Annotated in this window: 25 protein-coding genes, 1 tRNA gene and 1 pseudogene; 13 read left to right on the forward strand and 14 right to left on the reverse strand. The window is 40.5% G+C overall.

Features of this window, described 5'->3' with window-relative positions; translation table 11 throughout:
* Window positions 1-15: 15 nt before the first annotated feature.
* The gene (uvrC, locus tag FBQ94_RS10370) at window positions 16-1,860 is read left to right on the forward strand and encodes an excinuclease ABC subunit UvrC (protein WP_007222931.1); all 1,845 of its coding nucleotides are present in this window, start codon (window positions 16-18) and stop codon (window positions 1,858-1,860) included.
* Between the two features lie 73 nt (window positions 1,861-1,933).
* Window positions 1,934-3,271 carry a competence/damage-inducible protein A gene (locus FBQ94_RS10375; protein WP_007222930.1) on the forward strand — a complete coding sequence of 446 codons (1,338 nt, stop codon included), beginning with the start codon at window positions 1,934-1,936 and terminating at the stop codon, window positions 3,269-3,271.
* On the opposite strand, the gene FBQ94_RS10380 is transcribed toward FBQ94_RS10375, so the two are convergent.
* The 4 genes from FBQ94_RS10380 to eno form a co-directional block, all read right to left on the reverse strand.
* Window positions 3,250-3,843, reverse strand: a complete 594-nt coding sequence (locus tag FBQ94_RS10380; RefSeq protein WP_007222929.1) for a DUF4231 domain-containing protein — start codon at window positions 3,841-3,843, stop codon at window positions 3,250-3,252. The genes FBQ94_RS10375 and FBQ94_RS10380 overlap by 22 nt on opposite strands.
* A gap of 355 nt (window positions 3,844-4,198) precedes the next feature.
* Window positions 4,199-5,497 (reverse strand): glutamate-5-semialdehyde dehydrogenase, encoded by a 1,299-nt coding sequence (locus FBQ94_RS10385; RefSeq protein ID WP_040544514.1) that lies wholly within the window; start codon window positions 5,495-5,497, stop codon window positions 4,199-4,201.
* Window positions 5,463-6,089 carry an FtsB family cell division protein gene (locus FBQ94_RS10390; protein ID WP_007222927.1) on the reverse strand — a complete coding sequence of 209 codons (627 nt, stop codon included), beginning with the start codon at window positions 6,087-6,089 and terminating at the stop codon, window positions 5,463-5,465. Before FBQ94_RS10390 ends, FBQ94_RS10385 begins: the two co-directional genes overlap by 35 nt.
* A complete protein-coding gene (gene eno / locus FBQ94_RS10395) occupies window positions 6,071-7,357 on the reverse strand; it encodes a phosphopyruvate hydratase (RefSeq protein ID WP_007222926.1) in 1,287 nt (428 codons plus the stop codon). Before eno ends, FBQ94_RS10390 begins: the two co-directional genes overlap by 19 nt.
* Window positions 7,358-7,518: 161 nt before the next feature.
* On the opposite strand from eno, the gene cas6 reads away from it, so the two are divergent.
* From cas6 to rsmA, 9 genes are all read left to right on the forward strand, one after another.
* Window positions 7,519-8,361: a CRISPR-associated endoribonuclease Cas6 gene (cas6, locus tag FBQ94_RS10400; protein WP_007222925.1), complete on the forward strand. Its 843-nt coding sequence runs from the start codon at window positions 7,519-7,521 to the stop codon at window positions 8,359-8,361.
* Between the two features lie 97 nt (window positions 8,362-8,458).
* Window positions 8,459-10,054, forward strand: coding sequence for a hypothetical protein (locus FBQ94_RS10405; RefSeq protein WP_040544511.1), 1,596 nt, complete (start codon window positions 8,459-8,461; stop codon window positions 10,052-10,054).
* Complete coding sequence (cas7i, locus tag FBQ94_RS10410) at window positions 10,047-10,988, forward strand: type I-B CRISPR-associated protein Cas7/Cst2/DevR (protein WP_007222923.1); 942 nt, start codon at window positions 10,047-10,049, stop codon at window positions 10,986-10,988. Before FBQ94_RS10405 ends, cas7i begins: the two co-directional genes overlap by 8 nt.
* Complete coding sequence (gene cas5, locus FBQ94_RS10415; RefSeq protein WP_285442121.1) at window positions 10,954-11,760, forward strand: CRISPR-associated protein Cas5; 807 nt, start codon at window positions 10,954-10,956, stop codon at window positions 11,758-11,760. The genes cas7i and cas5 overlap by 35 nt, the downstream gene beginning before the upstream one ends.
* A 266-nt stretch (window positions 11,761-12,026) precedes the next feature.
* Window positions 12,027-12,701 carry a phosphatidylserine decarboxylase family protein gene (locus tag FBQ94_RS10420; protein WP_007222921.1) on the forward strand — a complete coding sequence of 225 codons (675 nt, stop codon included), beginning with the start codon at window positions 12,027-12,029 and terminating at the stop codon, window positions 12,699-12,701.
* A gap of 335 nt (window positions 12,702-13,036) precedes the next feature.
* Complete coding sequence (ribE, locus tag FBQ94_RS10425) at window positions 13,037-13,681, forward strand: riboflavin synthase (protein WP_007222920.1); 645 nt, start codon at window positions 13,037-13,039, stop codon at window positions 13,679-13,681.
* Window positions 13,682-13,701: 20 nt separating this feature from the next.
* Complete coding sequence (gene pdxA, locus FBQ94_RS10430; RefSeq protein WP_007222919.1) at window positions 13,702-14,721, forward strand: 4-hydroxythreonine-4-phosphate dehydrogenase PdxA; 1,020 nt, start codon at window positions 13,702-13,704, stop codon at window positions 14,719-14,721.
* A gap of 4 nt (window positions 14,722-14,725) precedes the next feature.
* The gene (locus FBQ94_RS10435) at window positions 14,726-15,085 is read left to right on the forward strand and encodes a cupin domain-containing protein (RefSeq protein WP_007222918.1); all 360 of its coding nucleotides are present in this window, start codon (window positions 14,726-14,728) and stop codon (window positions 15,083-15,085) included.
* 166 nt (window positions 15,086-15,251) lie between these two features.
* Entirely contained in the window at window positions 15,252-16,103 is an 852-nt protein-coding gene (rsmA, locus tag FBQ94_RS10440) for a 16S rRNA (adenine(1518)-N(6)/adenine(1519)-N(6))-dimethyltransferase RsmA (RefSeq protein ID WP_007222917.1), read from the forward strand.
* A gap of 227 nt (window positions 16,104-16,330) precedes the next feature.
* Here the strand turns inward: rsmA and FBQ94_RS10445 are convergent, their stop codons facing one another.
* The 8 genes from FBQ94_RS10445 to FBQ94_RS10480 all read right to left on the reverse strand — a co-directional run bounded on the left by FBQ94_RS10445 (window position 16,331) and on the right by FBQ94_RS10480 (window position 24,301).
* Window positions 16,331-16,462: a hypothetical protein gene (locus tag FBQ94_RS10445; RefSeq protein ID WP_285442122.1), complete on the reverse strand. Its 132-nt coding sequence runs from the start codon at window positions 16,460-16,462 to the stop codon at window positions 16,331-16,333.
* A gap of 26 nt (window positions 16,463-16,488) precedes the next feature.
* Entirely contained in the window at window positions 16,489-17,955 is a 1,467-nt protein-coding gene (locus tag FBQ94_RS10450; protein WP_007222916.1) for a potassium/proton antiporter, read from the reverse strand.
* Window positions 17,956-18,208: 253 nt separating this feature from the next.
* Window positions 18,209-19,669, reverse strand: a complete 1,461-nt coding sequence (cysS, locus tag FBQ94_RS10455) for a cysteine--tRNA ligase (RefSeq protein WP_007222915.1) — start codon at window positions 19,667-19,669, stop codon at window positions 18,209-18,211.
* A 62-nt stretch (window positions 19,670-19,731) separates the two neighbouring features.
* A complete protein-coding gene (gltX, locus tag FBQ94_RS10460; RefSeq protein ID WP_040544509.1) occupies window positions 19,732-21,180 on the reverse strand; it encodes a glutamate--tRNA ligase in 1,449 nt (482 codons plus the stop codon).
* 40 nt (window positions 21,181-21,220) lie between these two features.
* Window positions 21,221-22,303 carry a signal peptide peptidase SppA gene (gene sppA / locus FBQ94_RS10465; RefSeq protein WP_007222913.1) on the reverse strand — a complete coding sequence of 361 codons (1,083 nt, stop codon included), beginning with the start codon at window positions 22,301-22,303 and terminating at the stop codon, window positions 21,221-21,223.
* Between the two features lie 8 nt (window positions 22,304-22,311).
* A complete protein-coding gene (locus FBQ94_RS10470; RefSeq protein WP_007222912.1) occupies window positions 22,312-22,599 on the reverse strand; it encodes a MazG nucleotide pyrophosphohydrolase domain-containing protein in 288 nt (95 codons plus the stop codon).
* Between the two features lie 376 nt (window positions 22,600-22,975).
* Window positions 22,976-23,584: a UbiX family flavin prenyltransferase gene (locus FBQ94_RS10475; protein WP_007222910.1), complete on the reverse strand. Its 609-nt coding sequence runs from the start codon at window positions 23,582-23,584 to the stop codon at window positions 22,976-22,978.
* A gap of 12 nt (window positions 23,585-23,596) precedes the next feature.
* Complete coding sequence (locus tag FBQ94_RS10480; RefSeq protein WP_007222909.1) at window positions 23,597-24,301, reverse strand: CPBP family intramembrane glutamic endopeptidase; 705 nt, start codon at window positions 24,299-24,301, stop codon at window positions 23,597-23,599.
* A gap of 246 nt (window positions 24,302-24,547) precedes the next feature.
* On the opposite strand from FBQ94_RS10480, the gene FBQ94_RS10485 reads away from it, so the two are divergent.
* Window positions 24,548-24,955, forward strand: coding sequence for a bifunctional nuclease family protein (locus FBQ94_RS10485; protein WP_007222908.1), 408 nt, complete (start codon window positions 24,548-24,550; stop codon window positions 24,953-24,955).
* Between the two features lie 5 nt (window positions 24,956-24,960).
* Window positions 24,961-25,047, forward strand: a tRNA-Ser gene (locus FBQ94_RS10490).
* 194 nt (window positions 25,048-25,241) lie between these two features.
* On the opposite strand, the gene FBQ94_RS10495 is transcribed toward FBQ94_RS10490, so the two are convergent.
* Complete coding sequence (locus FBQ94_RS10495; protein WP_285442123.1) at window positions 25,242-26,351, reverse strand: PKD domain-containing protein; 1,110 nt, start codon at window positions 26,349-26,351, stop codon at window positions 25,242-25,244.
* Window positions 26,276-26,611 (reverse strand): annotated as a pseudogene (locus tag FBQ94_RS10500) (hypothetical protein); the annotation flags it as partial. The pseudogene FBQ94_RS10500 and the gene FBQ94_RS10495, both read right to left, overlap by 76 nt.

Here is a 26,611-nt window from a genome sequence, read left to right on the forward strand (position 1 = left end):
GAAGAGGTATTTTTTGTGAAATTGCAAAACAAGCTAAAGAAGATTCCCGTTTCACCGGGTGTTTATCTTATGATGGATGCTAAACACGAGGTAATCTATGTGGGGAAAGCCAAGAATTTGAGAAATCGGGTGAGAAGTTATTTTCGTAAGAATACAGACAATAGGTTATATACAGAGCATCTGGTACAAACTATTGCAGATATTGATTTTGTGCTTACCGAAACAGAAAAAGAGGCGCTTATTCTTGAAAATAACCTGATTAAACAATTTAAACCAAAATTTAATATTGATCTCCGTGATAATAAGACCTTTATAAGTATCAGGCTCGATGTTAATGATACATTTCCGTACCCCAGGGTAGTACGCCAAATTGAGGATAATGGTGCACTGTATTTCGGACCGTATGCTTCTACGAGGGCTGTAAGGGAGACATTACGGTATATTAACGAAACCATTCCTATTCGCAAATGTCCTGATAGTGTGTTAAAAAAGAGGACCAGGCCATGCCTTTACTATCAGATTCATAAATGCATGGGACCATGTTGTGGTCTTGTAGATGAGGAAACATATCGGGGCCTGATCGATCAGGTAGCCCTGATTTTAAAAGGGAAACATGAAGACCTTATCGATATACTGAGAAAGCAGATGTATGAGGAATCCAAAGCTATGCAGTACGAGAAGGCTGCAAAGATACGTGATCGTATTCGGGATATTGAGGAAACGGTGGAGAAGCAGAAAATCCATTCCATGAATTTTATAGACCGTGACGTTTTTGGATATTATATAAATGGAAATGAGGTGTATATTCAGGTTATGTTTATCAGGGCGGGTAATATGGAAGATGTATCCTCTTATCATTTTTCTTCAAGACATACTACCATCGGAGAGATATTCAGATCTTTTTTGAATCAATTTTACAGCCAGACAAGATTTATACCTTCTGAAGTGATTATTCCTACAGAATCTGAGGATGCGGAGTTGCTTGAGGAATGGCTTAGTGAAAGGAAGGGTAAAAGAGTGGTGGTTATATGCCCTCATCGGGGTGAGAAGATGCGTCTTATTGAAATGGCACAGAAGAATGCTGAAAATGCGTGGCTGGTATCTCAGGTTCATAGCAGAGATTTTACCAGGACATTACATGCCCTGAAAGAAACCCTCAGATTACAACAAATACCGGAACGTATAGAATGTTTTGATATTTCCAATACCTTTGGTAAACAGGCGGTAGGGTCTATGGTTACTTTTGAACAGGGAAAGCCAAACAAATCCCGGTATAAACGGTTCAGAATTAAAACAGTAGGCAAGATCGATGATTATGCTATGATGCACGAGGTGTTAACCAGAAGGTATAAGAGGGCTATGGAAGAAGGCGACTTGCCTCATTTAATTGTGGTGGATGGCGGCAAGGGCCAATTGGGTGTTGCCTTAAAGGTGTTTGAGGAACTGGCAATTGGCAATGTTGATGTAATTGCCCTTGCCAAAGGCAAAACAGCAAATAATGTGACAGGAGAAAAGATCGGGGAACAGGTTTTTGTTCCTTATATGCCGGAACCCATTATGCTCAATCCATCCTCATCTGAACTTTTATTTCTTGATAAAATTCGAGACGAGGCCCATCGCTTTGCTATTACCTATCATAGAAAACTGCGGGCTAAAGAATACTATAAATCACCCCTTGATGAAATTTCCGGAGTTGGAACTGCACGCAAAAAGGCCTTAATGAAGTGTTTTGGAAGTATTGAAGGTATACGAAACGCCACGGTTGAGCAATTAATCGAAATTAGCAAACTCCCACCCATAGTTGCACATGCAATATTTCATCATTTTCATAAATCGGAAGAGGCAATTAGCCACGAATGAATATGAATACGATACATTTGAAAATATCCGTGTAAATTCGTATCCATTCATAGACAAAACTATTATTTAACCTATGATAACGGCAGAGATTATTACGATAGGAACGGAAATCGTATTAGGGCAAATTGCAGATACAAATGCTCCCTATATTGCAAAAGCATTAACAGAAAAAGGAATTCAGGTACAATTCCGGACGTCGGTAAGCGATGACAGAGAATTGTTGAAGTCTGTCCTGAAAATTGCCAGAGAACGGGTGAATTTAATAATTACGACAGGGGGATTAGGTCTTACAGCAAGTGATGTGACCCGTGAAGTTGTATCAGAATTTTTTGGTGTTCGCCTGGTACATAACAAAGATGCCTGTATACATATTCAGAAGTTTATGGAGGAACGCCAGGTTCGTTTGATGGATGAGCATGATAGGCAGGCGCTCGTTCCTGAAGGTGCATTGGTAATAACCAACGATAATGGAACTGCCACAGGATTTGCTCTTTATTATAACGATAAGGAAATTGTTTCTTTGCCCGGAGTTCACACAGAAATGAAGTCTATGTTAAATAAATATTTGGAGGTTTACGCATTCAACAAAAGAGAAGAAGGATGTATCGTATCAAGAGATTTACATACCTTCGGCATCCGTGAATCTGTTGTGGCAGATAGAGTAAAAAAATGTATATTGCGATATCAAATTATCAAAAACATTACGAATAACTCTTCTCATAGAAAAGCAGAGCAGAAGCTACCGCATGATACTATAGTAAGCCAGGGGCAAGTGCAGTCAATGACATTAGTACACAATGGTGTTGTAACTATCGAACTCCTTGCAACTGCAGGAAAAAGGGAAGATGCTGTAAGTCTTCTGGACAGGGCAGAGATAGACATCCGAATGGAATTGGGTGATGCAGTATTTGGAGTGGGCGATGAAACACTTGAGTACACAGTTACTGCACTTCTCAGAAAGTATCGCAAAACAATTGCCATTGCAGAGTCCTGTACCGGTGGATTAGTTTCTGATAAGCTTACAAACATACCTGGTGTTTCAGAGTTTTTTTTGGAAGGTGTTGTTGCTTATAGCAATAAGGCAAAGGTTGATATATTGGGTGTGCCCAGGGAACTTGTTTTGGAGTATGGTGCTGTAAGTCCACAGGTAGCAAAGGCTATGGCCGAAGGTGTAAGAAAGAGAGCCTCATCAAATATTGGCATCGGAATCACCGGTATTGCCGGTCCTACCGGTGGGACAAAAGAAAAACCGGTAGGTTTAGTCTATATTGGCATTGTTACAGATAATTATGCTGAGGTAAAAAAATGCCAATTCAGAGGCTCTCGGATCGATGTTAAAAAATTCTCGGCAAATACTTCTTTGAATATGGCAAGGCTTCAATTGTTACATCAGGATTCAATTCTCTTTTGAATGGCGATATCTAACTTATTTATCTTGTTTGGAGTTATGGAATTATTGAGCTTTTCCTCTTTTTTTTCATGTACTATTTCAGTGATATACACCTCAACATCCCGTTGAATAATAGATTCCACACGGTTGGCAAAGACGGGATATGCATCAATATGATCTAAGTAATTTTGGTAAGGGCCGCCTAATTGAAAAAATTGCCAACCTTCTATCTTCAACCATTCTACTGTTTTACGATAGTGGCGCCAGCGTTCTCCAAAGTGGAAGAATTCTTCTATTGCAATACTGACGGCTACGAGCAACCCAAGACCCAATGTACCCCATCTAACAGGTGAAGCTGCGGCGCCAATAATATTTAAACTTACCAGGGTAGGAATGATTACACCTCCGACAATAGTGATCAGGCGCAGGATATAGTATCGACTATGAGCTTCATTTGCCTTGCCTTCCATCCACAGCACATGATTCAGCCAGCGTGATCGAAGAAAATGTTTTTGTAAATCGGACAGTGGAAGCGTCTCAATAATTGCATTCATATCTTGTGCCAAAAAGTTACGATAGTTTTGTCGTAGCATTCTCCTCTCCTTTACAATAAATGGTAAAATTTTACATTTTCTTTAGCGTATCTATACGGGTAAAGTATGCAATTAATGTACCTTTTTACCCATTTTTCCACCATTTTTCTGGAATGAATACTATTGTGTTTTATATGTGAATCGATAACCTGGTCTATAGATAATTTTATGAGAATTTATGGTATATCCTAGTTTCCTGGTTAGGAATTTCAATTGTGCGGGGCAACCTTTTTGGGCTGCTCCCGGCAAGGCAATGTCATTACGGTGCAATGGTGGATTCACTTCGTTTCATCCACCCTACCGGTAATTCTATGGTGAATTTTACTGAAGAGAACAAATACTGGCCGAAGGAGTACTATTTTCTTAACTGTCCATTCCCAAATACTACAAATTTATATGATGTGAGTTCCTCAAGACCCATGGGGCCCCGGGCATGAAGTTTATCGGTGCTGATGCCAATCTCAGCACCCATGCCAAATTCATAACCATCGGTGAAACGGGTAGAGGCATTGACATATACGGCTGCTGAATCTACCTCTTTGGTAAATCTCAGGGCGTTATTGACATTATCTGTGATGATTGCATCGGAGTGGTTTGATCCATGTTTGGCTATGTGGTCGAGTGCATTATCAAAGGTATGCACAACCTTCACATTTACAATCAGGTCGAGGTATTCGTTATAAAAGTCTTCATCTGTAGCCTGTTTTATATTCCTTACATAATTGCCATTCATTGCCGTCAGAAGATGGCTCCTGCCTAAGATAGGATAGGCTTTATTACAAGCTCTTATTTCCACCCCTGCATCAAGAAACTTTTTTATAATAGTAGATAAAAAAGTTTCTGAAATTCTTTCGTGTACTACCATGGTTTCCATGGCATTACAGGTAGCAGGGCGTTGTACCTTGGCATTAAAACAGACATCTTCGGCCATATTGAGATTCGCAAATTCATCGACGTAGATATGGCATACACCCTTATAATGTTTGATAACGGGAATAGTAGATTTTTCTACTACGGTACGAATAAGAGACTCGCCGCCACGGGGAATAACAACATCTACATACTGATCTGCCTTGAGTAAATAATCAATAGCTTCACGTTCGATAACTTCCACAAGCTGGATACATCGTTTGTCCAATCCTGCTTTTTCAAGGGCAGAAGTAAGTAATGTATAGATGGCTCTGTTGGAGTGGATTGATTCCTTACCTCCACGCAGAATAACCGCATTACCTGCCTTTAAACACAGCGCTGCTGCATCGGCTGTTACGTTAGGCCGGGATTCATAGATGATAGCAATAACGCCAATGGGGACACGTATTTTTTGAATTTGTAAGCCATTCGGGCGGGTATATCCCTGTAATAACTCTCCGACAGGGTCTGGTAAGTTGATAATCTGTCTGACACCATCAGCCATACCTTTAATGCGGCCCTCGGTAAGGCGGAGGCGGTCTATCATGGCCTCTGACAGGCCGGCATTCTGGGCAGCAAGGATATCTTTTTCATTTTCTGATTTGAGTATCGAAGCAGAGGAGATTATTTCCTCTGCCATGTAATTCAGTGCATCGTTTTTTGTAATCGTGCTCGCGGAAGCAATAGTCCGCGATGCTATTTTTGCATATTTAACGATTTGATTTATGTAGTTTTCTATGTTCATAGTGATAGGAGATTATATAAAAAGCGGTTGCAAAGAGAATAATCAAGGCTGGCAATTGCCATCGAAAAGGTCCTTCAAAGAAAAATATCTTCCATCGATTTTGAGTTACTTCTTTTACGGGTTCTTTTTTGGTAATACTTTTGATGCGAAAATTATGTTTTGTATAGAGTATTTCATCGGGTCTTATAAACCCATATTGCTCACGAGCTTCTTTTTCAATACGAATCGGGTCGTTTTTCAGAGCAGAGTACTCATTCTCAAGCTGAGAGTTGCTGGTCTCTAGCTGTGCAGCTTGTCTTTCAAGCATCTTCTTCTCTTCTAACATACGGTATCTTTCCTGCCGAACCTTGCTGATTATTGAAGAAAAGAGAATTACCACACACGATGTAATACCTATCATCAGGAGTAACTTGACAAAATACGTATTTTTTTCTGAGCTAATTTCTAAGCTATCTTTTATTGTTGTATCTTCACCTGAAAGCTTTGCAAATTTTTCTTTCATGGAAGAGGAAATGGTATTCGGTCCTTCTCCAGGAGGGGAAGATTGAGAGGGGTGTTCATCTCCTTCTCTGTTTACTTTACCATCTTGCATACTGTGCCCCCGTAAATTACATTATCAGAAAGGTCTTCTTCGATACGCAAGAGTTGATTATATTTGCATATCCGATCCGTTCTGGAAAGAGAACCTGTTTTAATCTGACCTGCATTGGTAGCTACGGCAATATCGGCAATTGTTGTGTCTTCCGTTTCCCCTGAACGATGCGAGATAACGGTGGTATATCCGTTTATTTTGGCCATCTCAATGGCATTGAGAGTCTCTGTGAGTGTGCCTATTTGATTCACCTTGATAAGGATGGAGTTTGCTACCTTTTGTTCAATTCCCTTGGCGAGGATTTCCGTATTGGTAACAAATACATCATCACCGACAAGTTGAATTTTATTCCCTAAGGTATTCGTTAATTTTTTCCAGCCGTCCCAGTCTTCTTCCGAAAGGCCATCTTCTATGCTGCAGATAGGATACCTGGTTAACATTTTGGAATAAAGACTGATCATTTCATCACTGGTCTTTTTTGCTCCTTCCTCAGCACGCAAGATATAGGTGCCATCCTTATAAAATTCACTTGCGGCTGCATCAATTGCAAGATATATGTCTTTACCCGCTGTATAGCCTGCTTTTTGAATTGCTTCCAGAATGAGATCGAGGGCCTCTTCATTGGTTTTTAAATTCGGGGCAAAACCGCCTTCATCGCCCACATTGGTATTGTACCCCCTGGACTTTAATACTGAGCGGAGCCTGTGAAAGACTTCAGCTCCCATGCGCAACGCCTCAGCAAAATTAGCAGCAAGGACCGGCATGATCATAAATTCCTGGATATCTACGTTGTTATCAGCATGTTTACCACCATTTAAGATATTCATCATGGGCACAGGCAGTATTTTGGCATTTGTGCCGCCAATGTACCGATAGAGTGGAAGGCATAATGCATTGGCTGCTGCCCTGGCAGCAGCTAAGGAAACACCTAAAATAGCGTTCGCTCCCAGTTTTTCCTTATTTTTTGTTCCGTCTAATGTTATCAGCAGGGTGTCGATTTCAACCTGACCAGTAACATCCATTCCCTCCAATTTGGGTGCAATAATCTCATTCACATTTTTAACGGCCGTTCTGACTCCTTTTCCCAAATAGCGGGACGGCTTATCGGTATCTCTCAATTCAAGAGCCTCCCGCTTTCCCGTGGATGCGCCTGATGGCACAGCGGCACGGCCCGTCGTTCCATCTCTTAAGATCACATCAACCTCTACAGTAGGAGTCCCTCTGGAATCCAGAATTTCCCGTGCCTTAATGCAATGAATAATAGTCAATTGAAGCTCCTTTATTTTATATGTATGCCTATGATAGAAGGTAAGTTATGAAAACAAGGAATATAGTATTTTCTATATCAAATTTTTCAGGGCTTGTCAAACAGATATTTTAAAAAATGATTGACATCGTATACTAATTTGTTATTTTGTTGTTTAAAAAAATGAGGATAAAGATAACCCTCTCATCAGAAAAATCAGGGCTCATTGATTTTAACTATCAGCATCAGATACAAGCGTTAATCTATGGATTTTTATCCAGATCAGACCCTGATTATTCCCACTGGCTTCATGAACAAGGTTACATCTACAGAAGGGATAAGCGGTTCAAGCTTTTTGTGTTTTCAGGTATAACATTTCACAAACCAATCAAGGCCATGCGTTCTAACGGTTTTCGTCACCCAACCGATTTGAATACCTTACCGGGCTTGAATGGCTTTTTGTTCAATGGTTCTCAGAATGTTCCTTTTACCTTTTCTTTTCAAATTGCATCTCCAGTCAATAAATTTCTTCAGCACTTGATTGATGGGATATTCCGGGAAGGAAATGAAATTACCCTGGGATATCAAATGGTCTCTATCTCCGGAATTGAGATTCTTCAGGACCCACTAAACAGCATAAGCTTACACCCTTTAGAATCTCCTATTTTTATTAAGAAACCTATGCCTCCCGGACAGAGAGACATGTATCTATTTCCGGGAGATGAAGAATACGAAGTATTCCTTAATCGAAACCTTACCCGCAAATATGAAATCCTCTACAATAAATCTTTTCCGGGGGAATTATTGAAGTTTCATTTCCATCCTGTCAAAGGAAAATCCATGAAACAGTTTACCATTTTTAAGGAAGGATTCGATGGCAATAGAAAGTACATTCGTATAAAAGGAACATTACAGCCTTTTACCGTAACCGGTCCGAAAGAATTAATTAAAATTGGTCTTGAATGTGGCTTCGGACAAAACAATAGCATGGGATGTGGATATGTAGAAGAATATAAGATAGTTTAAATGGTTCTTGTTATGGAGGAGAGGAATTGTATTAAAATACTTAATTGAGTTGTGTATTGGGAATAACGTAAGAATGTTGTGTGTAATCGGAGACTATATGACACAGTTACAAGCGCAGCAAACAAACAACAATTTTACCGGGATAGTTTTTAAGAAAACGGGTAATTTCTGGATTGATAATGGAATTGTTGGTCTTTACAGCATACTCATATCCCATCAAGCTCATTTCGAACAACTCTTCGGCATACAGCTGTCTCCATTAGAGACAGATACATTAATCGTCGGTGTTAATCAGAAATGCACCGATTCTTTTTTTGCTGAACTCAAAAGGCTTTTAATTGAATCATTTGTTTATGAGACAAATAATTACGGCTTCTACTATGACCAGGCGAGCAATCGGTTTGTTTTATCAAGAAAAAGAGATCTCCGAATCGATAAAAAGTATTATTTCCAGGGCTTTGTACCTAAACCGGATGGAAAGATACCTTTGAAAGGGCTTTCTGTATCAGTTCACAAAGAACTTGAAAATTTCCTGGTTAAAAACAAGACATACAAACTCTCGATTGAAAATGAGATTCCTACATCGAAAATGATCTTTGCTTTAAGTAATAAAACGATAGTGAACAGTGACATGTTGAGACCGGGAAGGAAGCCCTGTTCTTTTTGTGGTGACCGTTTCAAAAAACTGATTTCTCTTGATAGAATGCATTTCCCTTTACTGGTAGGTTTCCCGAATCTTAAAACCTTTTACTCAAATTTGGATAGTGAGTTCCGTCTGTGTGGAAAATGCAGTCTTGCCGCACTAGCAGGCTCTTATAAGAGCTACTTTTCGATTCATAATGCGTATCTGAGCTGTTTTATACTATACGACCCTGATCTTTCCGAAATGTATCGTTTACAATCAGAGGTGGGCGCTCTTACCGGTAATCCTTATGGTAATTTTGATAAACAATCGGTTATTACAACGTATCTCTATGAGACCCTCTTTGTTTTTTTGCTTTCTCTTTTTGAGAAGCTCAGGTGTGATAGTAAACAGGAATGGTTCAATCGTATTACTGCAAAGAAGATAATAGGCATTCTGGCTTTAAAGCAGGGAAATACTGTTATCGTTGAACACATGGTAGAGTTTAGCAGGATTACGGAGCTTTTTGTCTTTTTTGAAAAGTCAAGAAATCTGCCTTTGATAGGCAGAGGTAAAAAGGAGGCTATAGAATGGACGGCATTTCTTAATGCGTTGTATAGTAAGACCGATGAGAATTCGGTTTTGAGAAATCATATTTGTGAGCGTATCCTTAATTTCACCAAAACAAATGATCTCCTGGAAGAGTATTTATTCCGATCTGAAAGGACGAACAAGAATCTATTTTACTTTATCAGGCTTTACAACAAGGAGGTGGCGGGAATGGAAGAAAGTATGATTGCCCTGTGCGCTGCGATAGGGGGAGAGATCGGAAGAAAATCGAAGGCAAAGGATACGAAAGGGTTTTTGTATGCTATCCGGAACTGCAGATGTCAGAGCGAATTTATCAAGATTCTGTCACAGATCCAATTCCCATTAGAAATAAGCTATAACAGGAACCTCTTTGACTCTCTACGGGAGGAAAACTGGGAAGATTATAAGTCTCTCATTTCTATTTTTGCCGCAAATCAGTTTTTTTACAATCCGAAAAAGGAGGATGCAGAGAATGAGTAACTGCCTGAATATCAGTTATATCTTTAAAACATCCTTAGGAAGTGTCAACGGCAGTTTTACTGAGGGTAATGTAGCTACCATTAAAAAGATTACCTGCCTTGACGGCAAGACCATTCCCTATATTTCTGGTCAGAGCCAAAAATATGCTATTCGGACAAAACTGCGAGAGCAAGGTTTTTCATTATCTCCTGTTTTTTCATCAGAGAATAACAAAGGTGTTGATAGTACAGCAGGAGATCCTCGTTTTATTGATGACGACCTCTTCGGCTATATGATAGCATCAAGAAAAGAAAATCGCAGAAGAACTGCTCCGGTAAGAGTTTCTGCGGCAATCGCACTTGCTCCGTTTAAAGGAGACCGTGATTTAGGAACCAAATCCAAAGAGGGTATAGACGGACAGACGATGGAGGCTGGCGGTAATTTATTCGAGACTGAAATCTATTATAACTTTTTCAAATCGGATATTTTGGTAGAACTGGATAGAGTAGGAAGATTTAAAGGATACGAACTAGAGAAAAAAGAAAAAAACGCAAAGCCCGATCCCATAGAACTATCTCTTCAGGAGCGGAAAAAAAGGGTTGTAGCGCTTTTAGAATCTTTTAAGACTCTCTGGGGAGGCGGTAAACAATCGAGATTTATGACGGATTTATCGCCTAAGTTCATAATCTATACCCGCCAATCGAGAAAAATTCCTGTTCTTTTAGAGTCCCTGTGTTTGGATAAAAATGAGGTTATTGATATCGACACCATCCTCGAAGTGTTTCAGGACTCATCCTTTATCGACCATACGGTTGTTGGGCTCCGTAGTGGTATCTTTTCTAATGAAGAAGAGATAAAAACCAGATTATCTGAAGCTGGTTATCAGGTTATGCCAATCAACGGGGCCATTAACGCCATGATTGCTGATATTACATCTGATAGCGTTATCTTTTAACTACTCTATGGGTGCTCATACTATCGAAGTTTTACGCATCGAGGTGGTAGGAAAGGTAAATTCCTTTCGGCTTGCTGATCACCATACCTATCAGAGAAGCTATCTTTTTCCGCCAAAAACAACTATTTGTGGTATGATTGGTTCTGCCCTTGGCTATTCGGCTGAAGAAGTAAATGAGAAGTTGCTGGATACTCTGGGTATTGGAATCTATTTAAAAAAATTCGATGGAGAAGCGAGAGATTTATGGAAATATAAAAAAATAAAGGCGCGTACGGATACTGATAAGACAGAGGATACTGTCGTTATTGATGGAACCCAATATTTTGGCGCAATTCTTGTGCGTGAATGGCTCTTCATTCCGCGATACATAATTTACTTATCGTCTTCTGAAAACTCAATACTCCGGGATATAGGGAAAGCATTGGGACATCCTGTCTATGCGCTCTCTTTAGGGCGGGAAGATGAACTCATAAAAATCATAACGATACAAAAAGTAACGTTAACGTATCAGAATAACCTCTATTATAACAATACGGTTTTGCCGTTCAATATTTTTACAGAAGGGTATGAGATAGATGTATCTTCTCTTGTCCCTGGACAGAGAATTATTCCACCAGGGATAGAGAAGATACCGGTAAAATTCAGGTATGATGGCGAAACCCGCGAGGCTGTACGCTATGAGACGGTAACATCATTTATTAATGTTAATCTTAAACCAAAAGTAAGGCACGGGGGGTATGTGGACGAAAAGATTGCCATACAGTTTCTCTGAATCATCGGCAGATCTTTCAAAACCGGAATCCAAAAGGGAATTTCATTGAAGTTGCAAGGAATTAAACTATAATATTGCTTATTCATCATCCCTGGTGATGAGAATCTCTCTTTGAACCTATAAGGATTTGAAATTTTCATATTATGTATATTAGTATAGTAAAACAATTCATTGAGCCTATAAGGAATCAGTATTTTCGGTAATGCCTGCGTTAATTTCCCTTCCATTTTCTCAGAGAAAGTGAGTTAACATTCCGTTATAGATTTATGCGTATTCCATTAGCTAAATATGGTTTAAGAGAGTTAATTATCTTTGGTGTTTCTTGTATCGTTGGAATTGGATTCTCCCTTATGGTATTTCCATGGATGATTCCGGTTCCGGTGTTTATCTTGATGTTCTTACTGAACTTCTTTCGGGATCCGGACAGAGAAGTTCCTCAAGGTACCGGGCTTATCATTTCTCCGGCTGATGGGATAGTATCTCACATTGTGCCGGTTTTTGAAGATAATTATTTACAATGCAATACAACAAAGATTAGTATTTTTATGTCCGTACTGAATGTACATGTAAACCGCATACCAGTGCATGGACGTGTAGAGTTTATTAAGCACACAAAAGGTAAATTTCTGGATGCCAGAGATGATGAATGTTTTCGTAGTAATGAAAATAATGTGATGGGTTTATCTTTGCCCGGAAGTCATGTAAAAATTGCAGTAAAACAGATTGCAGGTAAGATTGCCAAACGCATCGTATGTGCCTGTAAGATTGGAGATGTTCTTAGGCAGGGACAACGATTTGGTATGATAAAATTTGGTTCACGGGTAGAAGTCTTTATACCGGATTCAGTTACCTTTGAGATAAGGGTTAAAGTAGGTGAAAAAGTAACAGCAGGGAAAACGGTGCTGGGTAAAATACACGATAGAAGTCTAATGGAGTTGTAATTTTTATGTATAGGGAACTCAAACGTGTTGCCTCCTGAATCCCCCTTGAATACAAAAATCCTTAGCTTGATTGTAGAGGAATTTTCATTGTATGTAAGCGGTTTTCAGGGTGGCACGGACAAACCCTGTCCCTGTATGTCTTAAGCAGGGATCGTTTGTCCGTGCTTGCTTCAAATGCCAACGTGGATAGGGAATATAACACACTGACAAACAGAGTTTGTCAGTGCCGCCCTTGACTAAACGACAACTTGATGCATATGGGGTGAAGGGGATGGGTCAGTGTCGGGAAAATAAGTATTTTAAGTCGCCGAAAGCCTATTTTAAAAATTTTATTTATGTTTACCGGTATTATTGAACATGTAGTGTCAGTAAAGAAATTATTACCGAAGGCGGGCGGTGGGGAACTGTTTCTCGATGTAAATGGTTTTTACGAAGATCTTAAGCTTGGGGAGAGTATGGCTATTAACGGGGTATGTCTTACGGTAAAAGAAATCGAAGGGCAGATAATTAGCTTCGATGTTTCCGGCGAAACCCTGAGAAGGACTACGTTAGGTACCCTAGGACATGCTGAAAAAGTCAATGCTGAAAGGGCATTAAAGGTTGGAGACCGGTTGGGAGGGCACTTTGTTTCAGGGCACGTGGATGGCATAGGTACCATAAAAGAAAAGAAGCAATCTGCCGATCAGTGTATTCTATCCTTCTCTACCGGGAAAATATTTACTGATATGATGATTGAGAAAGGCTCTGTTGCCATCGATGGTATTAGTCTCACGATCGTTGGCGTTACCGATAGTTTTTTTTCTGTGGCATTGATTCCTTATACCTTAGCTTCGACCACATTAGGATTCAGGAAAACAGGTGACCTGGTGAATGTTGAGATTGATATGATGGGTAAGTGGATTAAAAAACTCTTAATAAATACCCGGGAGAAAAAGGTCAATATTACGCAAGGGCAATTAATGGAACAGGGATTTCTCTAGGTAGTTAAATACAAAACGATATGGCAAAAGATAAAAGATCAAAATTACTCATCGGGATCACCATGGGCGACCCATGCGGGATCGGACCTGAGATTATCTTAAAGTCGCTGAAATCCACAACAATAAGAAAGAGTGCGAATTATGTCATCATTGGCAGTGATGAGGTATTAGAGCGGACAGCGAAACCATTAAAAATACCGGTAAGCTATCAAACAATATCTCATATATCAGAAATTGAAGATTCAAAACAATCTCTTTTTCTCTTATCCATAGGTAATGTGAAATCGAGTCTTATGAAGCAGAGAAAACCTACAATGGAAGGAGGTGACTTATCTGCTCAATGGGTGCTCAGAGGCATTAATCTCGCAATGACCAGATACATCGATGCCCTTGTTACGGCTCCCATTTGTAAGGAGGCTATCCATTTAGGTGGGTATGGTTATCCCGGACATACCGAGATGCTCCGTATTTTTTCAGGTGTTGAACGTGTTGTTATGCTTATGGTGGGTGGAAAACTGAGGGTGGCCTTTGTGACCACACATGTTGCCTTAAAGGATGTGCCACATTTACTTACCGTGGAAAATATTTTTGAGACAATAACTATGAGCAATGATAATCTTAAAAAATATTTTAACCTTAACAAGCCACGGATTGCCGTTTGTGGTTTAAACCCTCATGCAGGGGAGGAAGGTATATTCGGAGATGAGGAAAGAAAGGTTATTATCCCTGCCATTGAAAAGGCAAGGAAAAAGGGTATTCGGTGTGATGGCCCTGTATCGGCCGATACCGTATTTTACAGGGTACTGAAAGATGCTTATGATCTGGTAGTTGTTATGTATCATGACCAGGGTGCAATTCCCTTGAAATTACATGCCTTTGAGACGGGGGTAAATATTACTTTAGGCATTCCATTTGTACGTACATCACCTGACCATGGTACTGCATATGATATTGCTGGTAAGGGTATTGCAAATCCACGTTCTATGATAGAGGCCATAAAAATGGCCGCACAGATGTCACATTGCACGGAGAGGAGATAATCAAATGTTTATAAAAGATTTACAGAAATGTGAGCAATTTACCGCCAGAGATAACACAATTCTCCGTGAACTCCTGCATCCACTGAAAGAGAACTTGAAACTACGCTATAGTCTGGCGTATGCTATTGTCAAACCCGGTGAGACCTCGCGGCGCCATAAACTCATTCATTCAGAGGTATATTATATTCTGGAAGGAGAAGGAGTTATGTATATCGACAATGAATTTGAGAAGGTTTATCCGAATCAGGCAATCTACATTCCGCCACACTCAGTACAATATATTAAAAACATGGGTTCAGGTGATTTGAAATTCCTCTGTATAGTAGACCCGGCATGGCGGCCAGAGGATGAAGAGATAGTATAATTCCTGCTTCTCTAGAGCTTATTCTATACCTGATACGGAAGTTACACCGGTCACGGTAATACGTACCATTTTCCTTTACGATCAAACATACATGTCATCAAAAGAAATACATTTTCTTCCCCATACCCCATCTATACTAAAGCACATCTTTAGGAGTAGAGGGATTATGCTGAATAAGCGTTTTGGACAAAACTTTCTTATTGATCAGAATATCTTAGTATCGATTCCGGAAATTGCCGGTCTGAATGAAAATGATGTGGTGTTGGAAATTGGCACAGGAACTGGCGGATTAACCAGACTCCTGGCTGAAAAAGCCCGGCATGTATTTACGGTTGAGATCGACAAAAAGTTATTTGAAGTATCATCTGATATACTGAAATTATATAAAAATATTACCCTTATTAATACCGATATTTTAAAGACGAAACATGAATTAAACCGGGACGTTTTATCTTTGATACAGAATTGGCTTCGGGAATATAATCAGACCAAAATAAAAGTAGTTTCCAATCTGCCCTATAACATTAGCACACCGGTAATTATTAATCTTTTAGAGAGTGATCTATCCATAGATCTGATGGTGCTCATGCTTCAGAAAGAAATTACCGAACGCATGGCGGCAACTCCTGGTACTCGGGAATACGGTATACTATCTCTTATTATTCAATTATTTTCAGAAGTAAAAGTTGTGAAGACCTTGCCTCCGCAGGTGTTTTGGCCAAAACCAGAAGTCTATTCAGCTATCGTTAAGGTAGTTATTCATAAAGAAAAATATGCGGGAAAAATAACAGATTATTCATTTTTTAAAAATATCATGTATGCTATATTTACCTCACGGCGTAAGACATTACTCAATAGTCTCGAACAATTGAAATTGCCAGAAATATCGAGGGAACAGATAAAAGAACTTATCCAAAATATGCAGCTCGATGAGCGGGTAAGAGGTGAAGTTTTAAACCTGGACCAATTAATAACCCTTTCGGAAGCTATGTATAAGCTTGCAAAAGAGATATCATGATTCGGGTATAGGGATTTTTTCTTCACCAATCCCGAAGGGATGTCATGATTATAGCAAAGAGAGAAAAAAGATTCTCAACCCCGAAGGGGTGACATGATACATCTGTGCTTCGGTGTCATCCCTTCGGGATTTGATTTACGGGTAATTTCTTATCTATAATCAATTCACCCTTTCAGGGCATCTGTATAATTTTGCATTAATACGTTAACAGCCATAAGAACCTGTATTTAAGGGATAATATCAGTAAGTCTATATTTACCGAAAAAATCTTTTAAGTGAATCTGCATAATATCAAACACCGTAAACCAAATAGCCGCGATAATCCAAATAGGCAGAACAAAAACAAGCAGCCGTCTCATCTATTTTTTCTTCTGCTGATAATTTATTACCCTTCTTTTTTAAGATGCGCCAGCGTTTGTTGAAAAACCAAAAAATCAGCTGTATTTGCTAGTACCAGCAAGACATCACCACTTTCTATAACCATAGATCCTGATGGTATAACAAATTTACCGTCCCGACAAATAAGCGCAATAAGGCATTTCTTTGGAATATCTAAATCGCTAATTCTCTTACCCACCACTTCTGAGTCAAATGGAACAATAACATCTATCAATTCGGCATCGATATCCGCTGTCTTTTCGAATTCGATGGGATAATGCATCTTATAAGCCAAGGGAACGTCCAGCTTCAATATTTTTGAAAGGATCGGAATAGACGTTCCTTGGATAAAAACTGACGCAATAACGACAAAAAATACGATATTAAAAATAGTATCTGCCTGTGGGATGCCTGCCATAAAAGGAAATGTCGCCAGGATAATCGGAACCGATCCCCGAAGACCAACCCAAGCAACCAGAACTTTCTGTCGCATATTCATGTTAAACGGCAACAGACACAACAATACACTAACAGGGCGAGCAACTACCATAAGAAGAAATGTAAGCAAAGACCCTGCCCCTATTAATGGAACAATATGCGAAGGAAAAACAAGCAATCCCAGTGTTATAAACATTACAATTTGCGCAAGCCAAGCCAAACCATCGTGAAATCTTATGATCGTCTTTTTATGTGGAAACTCTGCCTTCCCCAGCATTAAACCGGCAAGATATACCGCAAGGATTCCGTTGCCTTTCAGAAAAACTGCAATTACGTATGTTAGCAGCACGAGCGAAATCATTATTACCGGATAAAGTCCTTCGTATCCCAGCTTCAGACGGTTAATGAAGAATATAATAAATTTCGCCATGAAATAACCTACGAGAGATCCCACACTCATATCCAGCATAAATTTGGGAATCAAGGCGGCAATACTCATATTTTCCACCGTCAGGATACTGATAAATCCGACAGTCAAAAAAATAGCCATCGGGTCATTACTGCCAGACTCAAACTCAAGCAGCGGCTTCAAAGGCTGTTTCAGGCTTATTCGTTTAGACCTTAAAACACTGAATACAGCGGCGGCATCAGTTGAAGAAACTATGGAACCAAGCAGCATTCCTTCCAAAAGAGAAAATTTTAGGATATGGACGGCAAAGAACCCTGTAAAGATTGCGGTCATTAAAACCCCTGCCGTCGAAAGGATGGCTCCCGGCAAAATAACTGATTTAGTGTCTTTCCATTTGGTATCAAGCCCTCCGGAAAAAATAATAAAGATGAGGGCCACAACGCCAACGGACTTGGCTAACATCGCATCATCAAAATAAATACCACCTATTCCTTCTGAACCGGCAAGCATCCCGATTACCAAAAATAGTAACAAGATAGGAATTCCAAACTTATCGGAAAGCTTACTTGAAACGACGCTTACGAATATCAATACCGCAACCAATAATAAAATATTTTCGATCGGCATACGAAATTATCTTCTCTCTTTTGAAATATTTTATAAAAAAATCACAGGAGGCAAAAGATTGTTATCATGAGTCAGCAGTTGCTATTACATAACCTTAGTGTGGGACATAATCTATAAATGGTATCTCCTAACGGAGCTAAAAGGACAATTTATTTGTAAAAGTTCCTTAGGAATGATCTGTTTGTAGAAATGGAGTGTAATGAATCAAATGAAGCTCCGCAGGAGCGACATGTATGTAGTATTTATACATTACTTATTTTATCTTTCTCCATACCGTACCGTCCGGTTTGTCCTCCAGGGTAATACCTATTTCCAGGAGTTTATTACGAATAAAATCTGACAATTGCCATTGTTTTGCCTTACGCAACTCACACCGGGTATCTATAAGCACGCCCATGATATTTTTCAGGGTATCTGTTTCACCTTTCTGTTCAGACTCGAGGACATTCGGTATGATGCCAAGAATATCACCACCAAGTTGCTGGTAAAGTGCATGAATGTCTTCTAAACACTTTTTGCCGATCTCTTCACCGGAATTGAGGAGCGTATTAACTTCTTTCGATACATCAAAGAGTACGGCAATGGCATCGGAAGTATTGATGTCCTCATCCATTGCTTCCATAAACGCTTTTTTATGGTGTTCTAATCTTTCATAAAGGTGAGATGGGGTCGAACCATCCTGTGCATGCGCTAACCGCTCCCGTAAATGTTGAATGGTATTATACAGGCGTTCAAGGCCCTTATCTGCGGCATCAAGCGCCTCATTGCTGAAATCTAACGGGCTGCGATAATGAGTTGTAAGAATAAAGAACCTCACCGTTAACGGGCGGTACTTCTTAAAGGCATCCTTGAGGGTGATAAAATTACCAAGGGATTTTCCCATCTTTTGACCGTTTACGGTAACCATATTATTGTGTATCCAGTATCTGACAAATGGCTGATCGTTTGCTGCCTCACTTTGTGCGATTTCGCATTCGTGATGGGGAAAGGTATTTTCTAATCCGCCTCCATGAATGTCTAAAGTCGGTCCCAAATATTTCATTGACATGGCAGAACATTCAAGGTGCCATCCGGGAAAGCCTTCTCCCCAAGGGCTTTTCCACCTCATGATATGGCCTGGCTCTGCCCTCTTCCACAGGGCAAAATCGGATGGGTATCGTTTCTCAGGGTTTATTTCTATCCTGGCTCCTGCATCAAGTTCTTCTTGTTTTCTTCCCGAGAGTTTTCCATATTCTTTAAATTTTTGGACTTCAAAATAAACAGAACCGTGCGATACGTAAGCATACCCTTTTTCAATTAATTTCTCTAAAAGCTCAATTTGCTCGGGAATGTGTGCTGTTGCCCGTGGTGAAATATCAGGCCTTACATTGTTCAATGCATCCATATCCTCGAAGTAACTTCGTGTATATATTTCAACAAGTTCTGCAGGTTCCACACGCTCTCTTTGCGCACGTTTGACGATTTTATCTTCACCCGTGTCTGCATTATCGGTAAGATGTCCTACGTCTGTAATATTTTGCACATAGCGTACCTTATAGCCTAAATAACGAAGATAGCGGACAATCACATCAAAACTAACATAACTCTTGGCATGCCCGATATGGGGATGATCATAAACGGTAGGACCGCACACATACAGAGTAACACGTCCCTCATGTAACGGTGTAAAAATTTCCTTTTTTTTCGTTAGGGAATTATAAAATTTTAGCGCCATACTCTCTTTCTTAATATGCTGAATATTTTGTATTATTTTTCGTTATGAATATATACCAATTATTATTTGTTTTGTGTCAGGAGAAATCTCTCAATCCTCCTCTTGCAGACATCAATGCCTAAAATATTGGCAATAGAATACAGTTCAGGACCATGCTCCCGTCCTGTTAAAGCGATACGGATAGGCAGATAAAGTCCTTTCCCCTTTATGTTTGTTTCTTTTTTTATCGTTATTAAAATATCCTGAAAAATTTCAGGGGAGACGGCAGGTATTTTTTGAAGTTCCGTAAGAAATAACGAGAGTACAATCCGTGATGTCTCTAATGATAAAAATTCAATATGCTTTTCGCTGACTATAGTATCTTTAAAGAAGATATCTGCTTCTTGTACAATTTGAGACAGATAGGATATATTGCCCCGTGTGGCATCGATAACTGCTCTTAACCGAGATCTGTCAATTTGAGACTCGTCCGGAGGAACGAAGCCGGCTGCTTGCAGATAAGGTATCGCCAGGTTTGTAAGCCTTTCCAGGTTTGCTTCCCGGATGTATTGTCCACTCAACCAATCTAATTTTTGCTGATCGAATACCGAGGGCGCTTTGCTCATGGTGTTTATATCAAACGTATCAACGATCTCATCGATGGTAAATTTTTCTCTTTTATCTTTTGGCGCCCATCCGAGGAGCATCATGTAGTTGAGAATAGCTTCTGGCAAATAGCCCAATTTACGGTATTCAGTCAGAGAAAATGCCCCATGTCGTTTACTCAGTAAGGTACGGTCTGTGCCCATAGTGAGTGAAAGATGGGCAAATTGGGGCGGTCTCTGCTTCAAAGCATGGAAAAGTACTATATGACAAGGTGTATTTGATAAATGGTCTTCTCCACGGATAACATGAGTAACACGCATCAGGGTATCATCCACGGCAACAGCAAAGTGGAAAGAGGGTGTTCCGTCAGATCTCATAATCACAAAATCTCCTATCAGGCTCATATCGAATTGACAGGTTCCCCGAATCAGGTCATCAAATACAAGGAGTTCATCTGGCACTTGAAAACGAACAGTAAAACCGAGACCTGAGGAAGCAAAGGTCTTTTTTTGCGCATCTGTTAATCTTCGGCAACGGTTATCGTACCGGGGTGGTTTCCCTGTCAGTTTGGCAATTTGTCTGCGTTCTTCCAACTCTTCAGGGGTGCAATAGCACCGATATGCCAATCCCTCGTCTAAAAATTTTTGACAAATATCGTTATAGATAGGTAACCGCTCCGACTGCAGATAGGGGCCGTACTGGCCGCCAGCATCAGGTCCTTCCTGCCAGGTTATCCCTAGCCAATGCAGGTCTTCGATGAGTTGTGCCATGTATTTTTTTTCCGAGCGGGCAACATCCGTATCCTCAATCCTCAGGATAAAGGCGCCCTTATGCCGCCTTGCAAAGAGCCAGTTAAAAACGGCCATGCGTGCATTTCCGATGTGTAAGAGACCGGTAGGTGATGGCGCGAAACGAACACGTATCATAGATTATTACGTAATTTATAATTGCTCAAAATACTGAAATCTATTTATTTATAGTATGACCGGTCCATAAATACATGGGCTTTATACTATCCTGCTCATAAAATTGTAAGATGTCCAAATTGATGGTAGTATTTTGAAAAAGTCTTCTGGATAGTAATCCAAACATACCCGCCAGCCCGGATGGTTTTTCGTATCTTACAACAGTTGCCTCAGAAAGTCCTGATAATTTCCTGGTTACATGAATGGCATCTTCCAGGTAACCAAGTCGATCGACCAATCCCTTTTCAACGGCTTGTTTACCGGTATATATTCTTCCATCTGCAAGTTTCTTTACCGTTTCAACATCCATGCTCCTGCCTGTGGAAACCACGGTTACAAATTGCATATAAAGCTCATGGATAATATCTTTTAGAATGTTTGCTTCTTCCGGAGTCATCTGTTTGAATGGAGAGCCGATTTCTTTCATAGCGCCGGAGGCGATAGAATTGTCTTTTATGCCATATCGGTTAATAAGTTCTGCCACATTTATTAATGGCATAATAACCCCGATGCTACCGGTAATTGTTGTTGGATGTGCCACAATGGCATCGGCCGCAGCGGAAATGTAGTACCCACCGGATGCAGCAATATCCCCCATGTATACAACAACCTTTTTTTGGGTATCAGCCTTAAATTTCATAATTCTGTTGTAAATAACATCGCTGGCCGTAATACCGCCGCCAGGGCTGTTAACTTCTAAAATTACGGCCTTAACATGCGAGTCTTGCGTGGCTTGTTCGAGATCCTGCTTTACCGCCTCGACTATGCTGTGTTTTTCTATAAAAAGGCCATCTCCTGACTCATTCGTTAATATGCCTTTGATGGGAACTATGGCAATCTTATCTTCCCCTTTTCCTTCGACAATGGTCTCGAATATTTGTTTTTTACCTTCTGGCGTTACGCCAAGGAATGCCCTTCCTAACAGGAGAGAACCGATAAAGAGTATGAATAAAAAAAGGGTGCATAAGAAAAAGAACGAGGCAATCCCAACCGCAATCCAAAAACCAGCGCCCCGACCCTTCTTGATATAAACAGGCTGCCATTCCGCCCCGGGTGGATTAACATGAGCATTCGTATCTGCCATATACCTTCCTATTCTTCCTTGCATGCACAAGGAATTCTGCTACATACGGGACATCCCGCAGTATATTTATCGATAGTTTCTTCCATCTTGATTCCTGATAAACTTGCCAGGGTAAACAGCCATGCAAGCACATCAGCAAATTCTTTTTTCAATGCTTCTTTATTGTTTTCTCTCAAAGCACGGGAAAGTTCCCCGACCTCTTCGGTAAACCACATAAAGGTTTTGGATAGACCTCGTTTTGCGTCTTTTTTTAGATACATCTCTTCTATAAGTTTCTGGAATTTATCAATTTCCATAGCATTCCCCATATACGTTAAGTTAAAATTATGGAAACGGTGAAGAATAACAAACCACCCATAATCCCCCTTAGTCCCCCTTTAAAAAAGGGGGAAATGGTGAATGCTTTAGAACAGGGGGAAGTGATGAATGTTTTAGAAAAGGGGGAAAAGTTTGATATGTTTGATCAGGCAAACTTTTCTCAAGAAAAAATCCTTCCTTCTTTCCCCCTTTTCTAAACTGCTCATCCTTTCCCCTTTTTTAAACTTATGCATCTTTCCCCCCTTTTTTAAAGGGGGGGTAGGGGGGATTAAAGGCCAAAGCCTCGCCCTCCATCTCCATTTTCTCATGAGTAGGAGTAGGTTTTAAACCTTCGATGAGTACATCCTCATATCGTCACTCACGATACATAAGTTCTTCACCATGCCATTGGGGAATGAGACTATGCCCTATACCCAATACATCCAATATCTTGGCTACAACAAAATCTATCTGATCTGCTATGGTCTTCGGATTATAATAGAACCCGGGCGCGGCAGGCAGGATGCATGCCCCTGCCGAAGATAATTTTAACATAGCTTCCAAATGAATGGAAGAAAATGGTGTTTCGCGTGGTACGAGCACGAGTTTTCGGCCTTCTTTCATAGTTATACTTGCAGCGCGTTGAACGAGATTATTCGAAATACCGCAGGCAATAGAGCAGAGGGTATTCATGCTGCAGGGAACTATCACCATTGCTTTGATAGAATATCGGCTACTGGCGATAGTTGCGCTGATATCTGAGTTGCGATAATAGATAACATTATCCGGCGCACAACCAAGAAGCCTTATAAGATTCGGTTGATTATCATTAAGATCGATTCCCAATTCATGTTTGATAACGATGGCCGCAGCATCTGATATCGATAGATGAATATTGTATTCCTTCTTACTGAGGATATGCAAGAGACGCTGGGCATAAATAGCCCCACTGGCACCGGTAATGCCAACGATAATATTTTCCACAAAATTTTCCCTCTAAGCATAAAAAGGTTTTAAGACTGTGAATACATCGTAAATTGCATGGGTATAAACGGCAATGCCTAGCCCGCGAGACAAAAAGATGGCCGATAATACTATTCCGGATAACATCCGGAAGGTAAAATTGGTATAGGTAAAGGTATCACCGAGGGTTCCCACATAATGCATAATAGTAAACAGAAATGCCCCGATTAGGATGCTTATTGCAGCGCTAATAGGTTTATTTATTTTTAAGAGAACCGCAAATAAAAAGTATAATGATGTAATTAAAATAAGCCGAAAAACAATTTCTTCGTAAACTCCCGCTCCGATAGAAAGAATAATTCCCATCCATATGCTCAGGGAAAAAGGTATAGCAATGGTGCAGGACGATACTATTTTATAAACGATAAACCCAATTCCGTAACTGATAAAAAGGGCATAAACCATACTCTCTATGATCATGGGAATAAATACCAAAATACTGAGCTGATATTCCTTTTCTATATAAAATATCGATGCAATGAGAAAAATAATAACTAATAGATTAAATATCAAAGAACTATTTTTACCAAATAGCGCCAAGGGAGTCTTTACAATAACATCTGCGGTATTCTTGATCTTTGAATCTTGCAATGCAATTCCCACTTCATATAAGATCAACAGGGGCAGGATAAATAAAAAACTATTGGCAAGACTCTTTGATTGGTAGAAATACGACATTATTATACTCTGCAATGTATGAAATTATCATAAGTAAAATCAGTATAGCAGTCAATTTGCAGAGTGTCAATAAAGTTTCACAAGTCCATCATACAACAATAAATAATATCAGGATTGGTCATGTTTAAATTAAAAAACATTTGACAAAAAGGGGTGATGTGTTAGAATTTTCATAGTTTGTCCATAGATAAAGACATAGCATACATTATATTTATTCCCTATATCGCTTACATGAGAGGACTTCGTATGGTTCTTATGGAACTCTCAAAAATTATAATCACCGAGACAAGCGATCATCAGATTATTGTCTTAAAGGAAAAAGAAGGGCAGCGGAGTTTTCCGATAGTTATCGGTCTCCATGAGGCATGGGCAATCGACAGGGCAGTTAAGGGTGTTACCACTCCACGGCCTCTTACACATGATCTCATTAGCAATGTAATAGAAGGTCTGAATGCAGAGGTCCTAAGGATTATTATTAATGATCTGAAAAATAATACCTTCTATGCAAAGATTATAGTGCAACAAAATAATTCAGTTGTGGAAATTGATTCCAGACCCAGCGATGCTATTGCATTAGCAATGCTTAAGAATACTCCGATCTTTGTGGCCAAAAAAGTTTTAGAAGAAGTTTGTAAGCCAGAGTACAACTTTTAATAACAGGAGGGATGGCCGAGTGGACTATGGCGGCAGTCTTGAAAACTGCTGGAGGCGAAAGCCTCCCGTGGGTTCGAATCCTACTCCCTCCGTATTCTTATTTTCATAGTTTACCGCATTTCATCTGATCATCCTCCCTGTGTAACCCCTCCTTCTCGTGTCCGGAGGGGTATATCTCCTGATAAGAAGAATAATTGCTTGTTTTTCTTTCATTTCCTGATTAAGCGAAGCGAATCCACCAAAGGGATAAATTCCAGGCATGAATATGCACTTTGCAGATTGAGTGTCAGTCGGATACCGTTATACTTACCTCAGCACTGGTATTCAATTCATTATCATCGGCTGTTAACTTCAGGACATACGACCCTGCCGCTGAGAAACTGGCCGTTGTATCAACAGCATTCGCCTCGCCAAAGGTTACCGTGCCCGGTCCACTGACCATACTCCAGATAGTTGTCACTGTTCCAGGTGGATTCGGCAGACCGTCATCCGATACCGTACCATTTAAGATTGCAGTATTTGGTAACGTAATCGATTGATCAGCTCCTGCATTTACTGTGGGCGGCTGGTTCACGATGGGGTTCGATACCACAATGGTTATCTCATCGCTTGGGCTCAATTCACCGTCATCGGCCGTTAGACTCAGCACATACGTACCGGCCTCCGAGAAGCTCGCCGTTGTATCCACGGCATTGGCATCACCGAAGCTTACCGTACCTGTACCACTCACCACACTCCAGGTAGTCGTTATGGTACCGGTCGGTAAGCCATCATCCGTTACAGTTCCATCCAGTGTTGCACTGTCCGGTAAGGTAACCGTTAATTGTTCTACCCCCGCATCTACTGTGGGTGGCTGGTTTATAATGGGCTGTATTACCTCGATGGTTATCTCATCGCTGGGGCTCAATTCACCATCATCGGCCGTTAGACTCAGCACATACATACCGGCCTCCGAGAAGCTTGCCGTTGTATCTACAGCACTCGTATCAGCAAAGGTCACGGTACCCGTACCACTCACCACACTCCAGGTAGTCGTTACGGTGCCTGTTGGTAGACCATCATCCGTTACCGTTCCATCCAGGATTGTACTATCCGGGAACGTAATCGATTGATCTGCCCCTGCATCTACCGTTGGTGGCTGGTTCACGATGGGGTTCGATACTACAATGGTTATCTCATCGCTTGGGCTCAATTCACCATCATCGGCCGTTAGACTCAGCACATACGTACCGGCCTCCGAGAAGCTTGCCGTTGTATCGATAGCATTCGCATTGCCAAAGGTCACTGTGCCTGGGCCACTGACCTTACTCCAGGTAGTAGTCACGGCGCCCGGTGGATTCGGTAAAGTCTGCCAGTGCCTGTAATGATAATCACCAGCGAATTGCCGCTTGACCACCCGGCACGGCTTACAATCTCCTGAATGACTGAGGATATGTTGGGCGTCCTCTGGTTGAGACCAACTTCTTTTTTTATTAGCCAGGCTGCCGGCGACCATGACACTGCAGCCGTTGTTCTTGGTCTGGATGACATGTTCCCGTCAACAGAGGTAAACGCAGCGGCATTATTGGCAGCTTCCCCCTGGATGATCAGCGAGGTTGCATCCGAATGTATCTCATCTGCCTTAAATTGAATATAGGCATTACTAATGGCAGCATC

The organism is Candidatus Jettenia sp. AMX1 (assembly GCF_030263775.1).
GTDB lineage: Bacteria > Planctomycetota > Brocadiia > Brocadiales > Brocadiaceae > Jettenia > Jettenia caeni.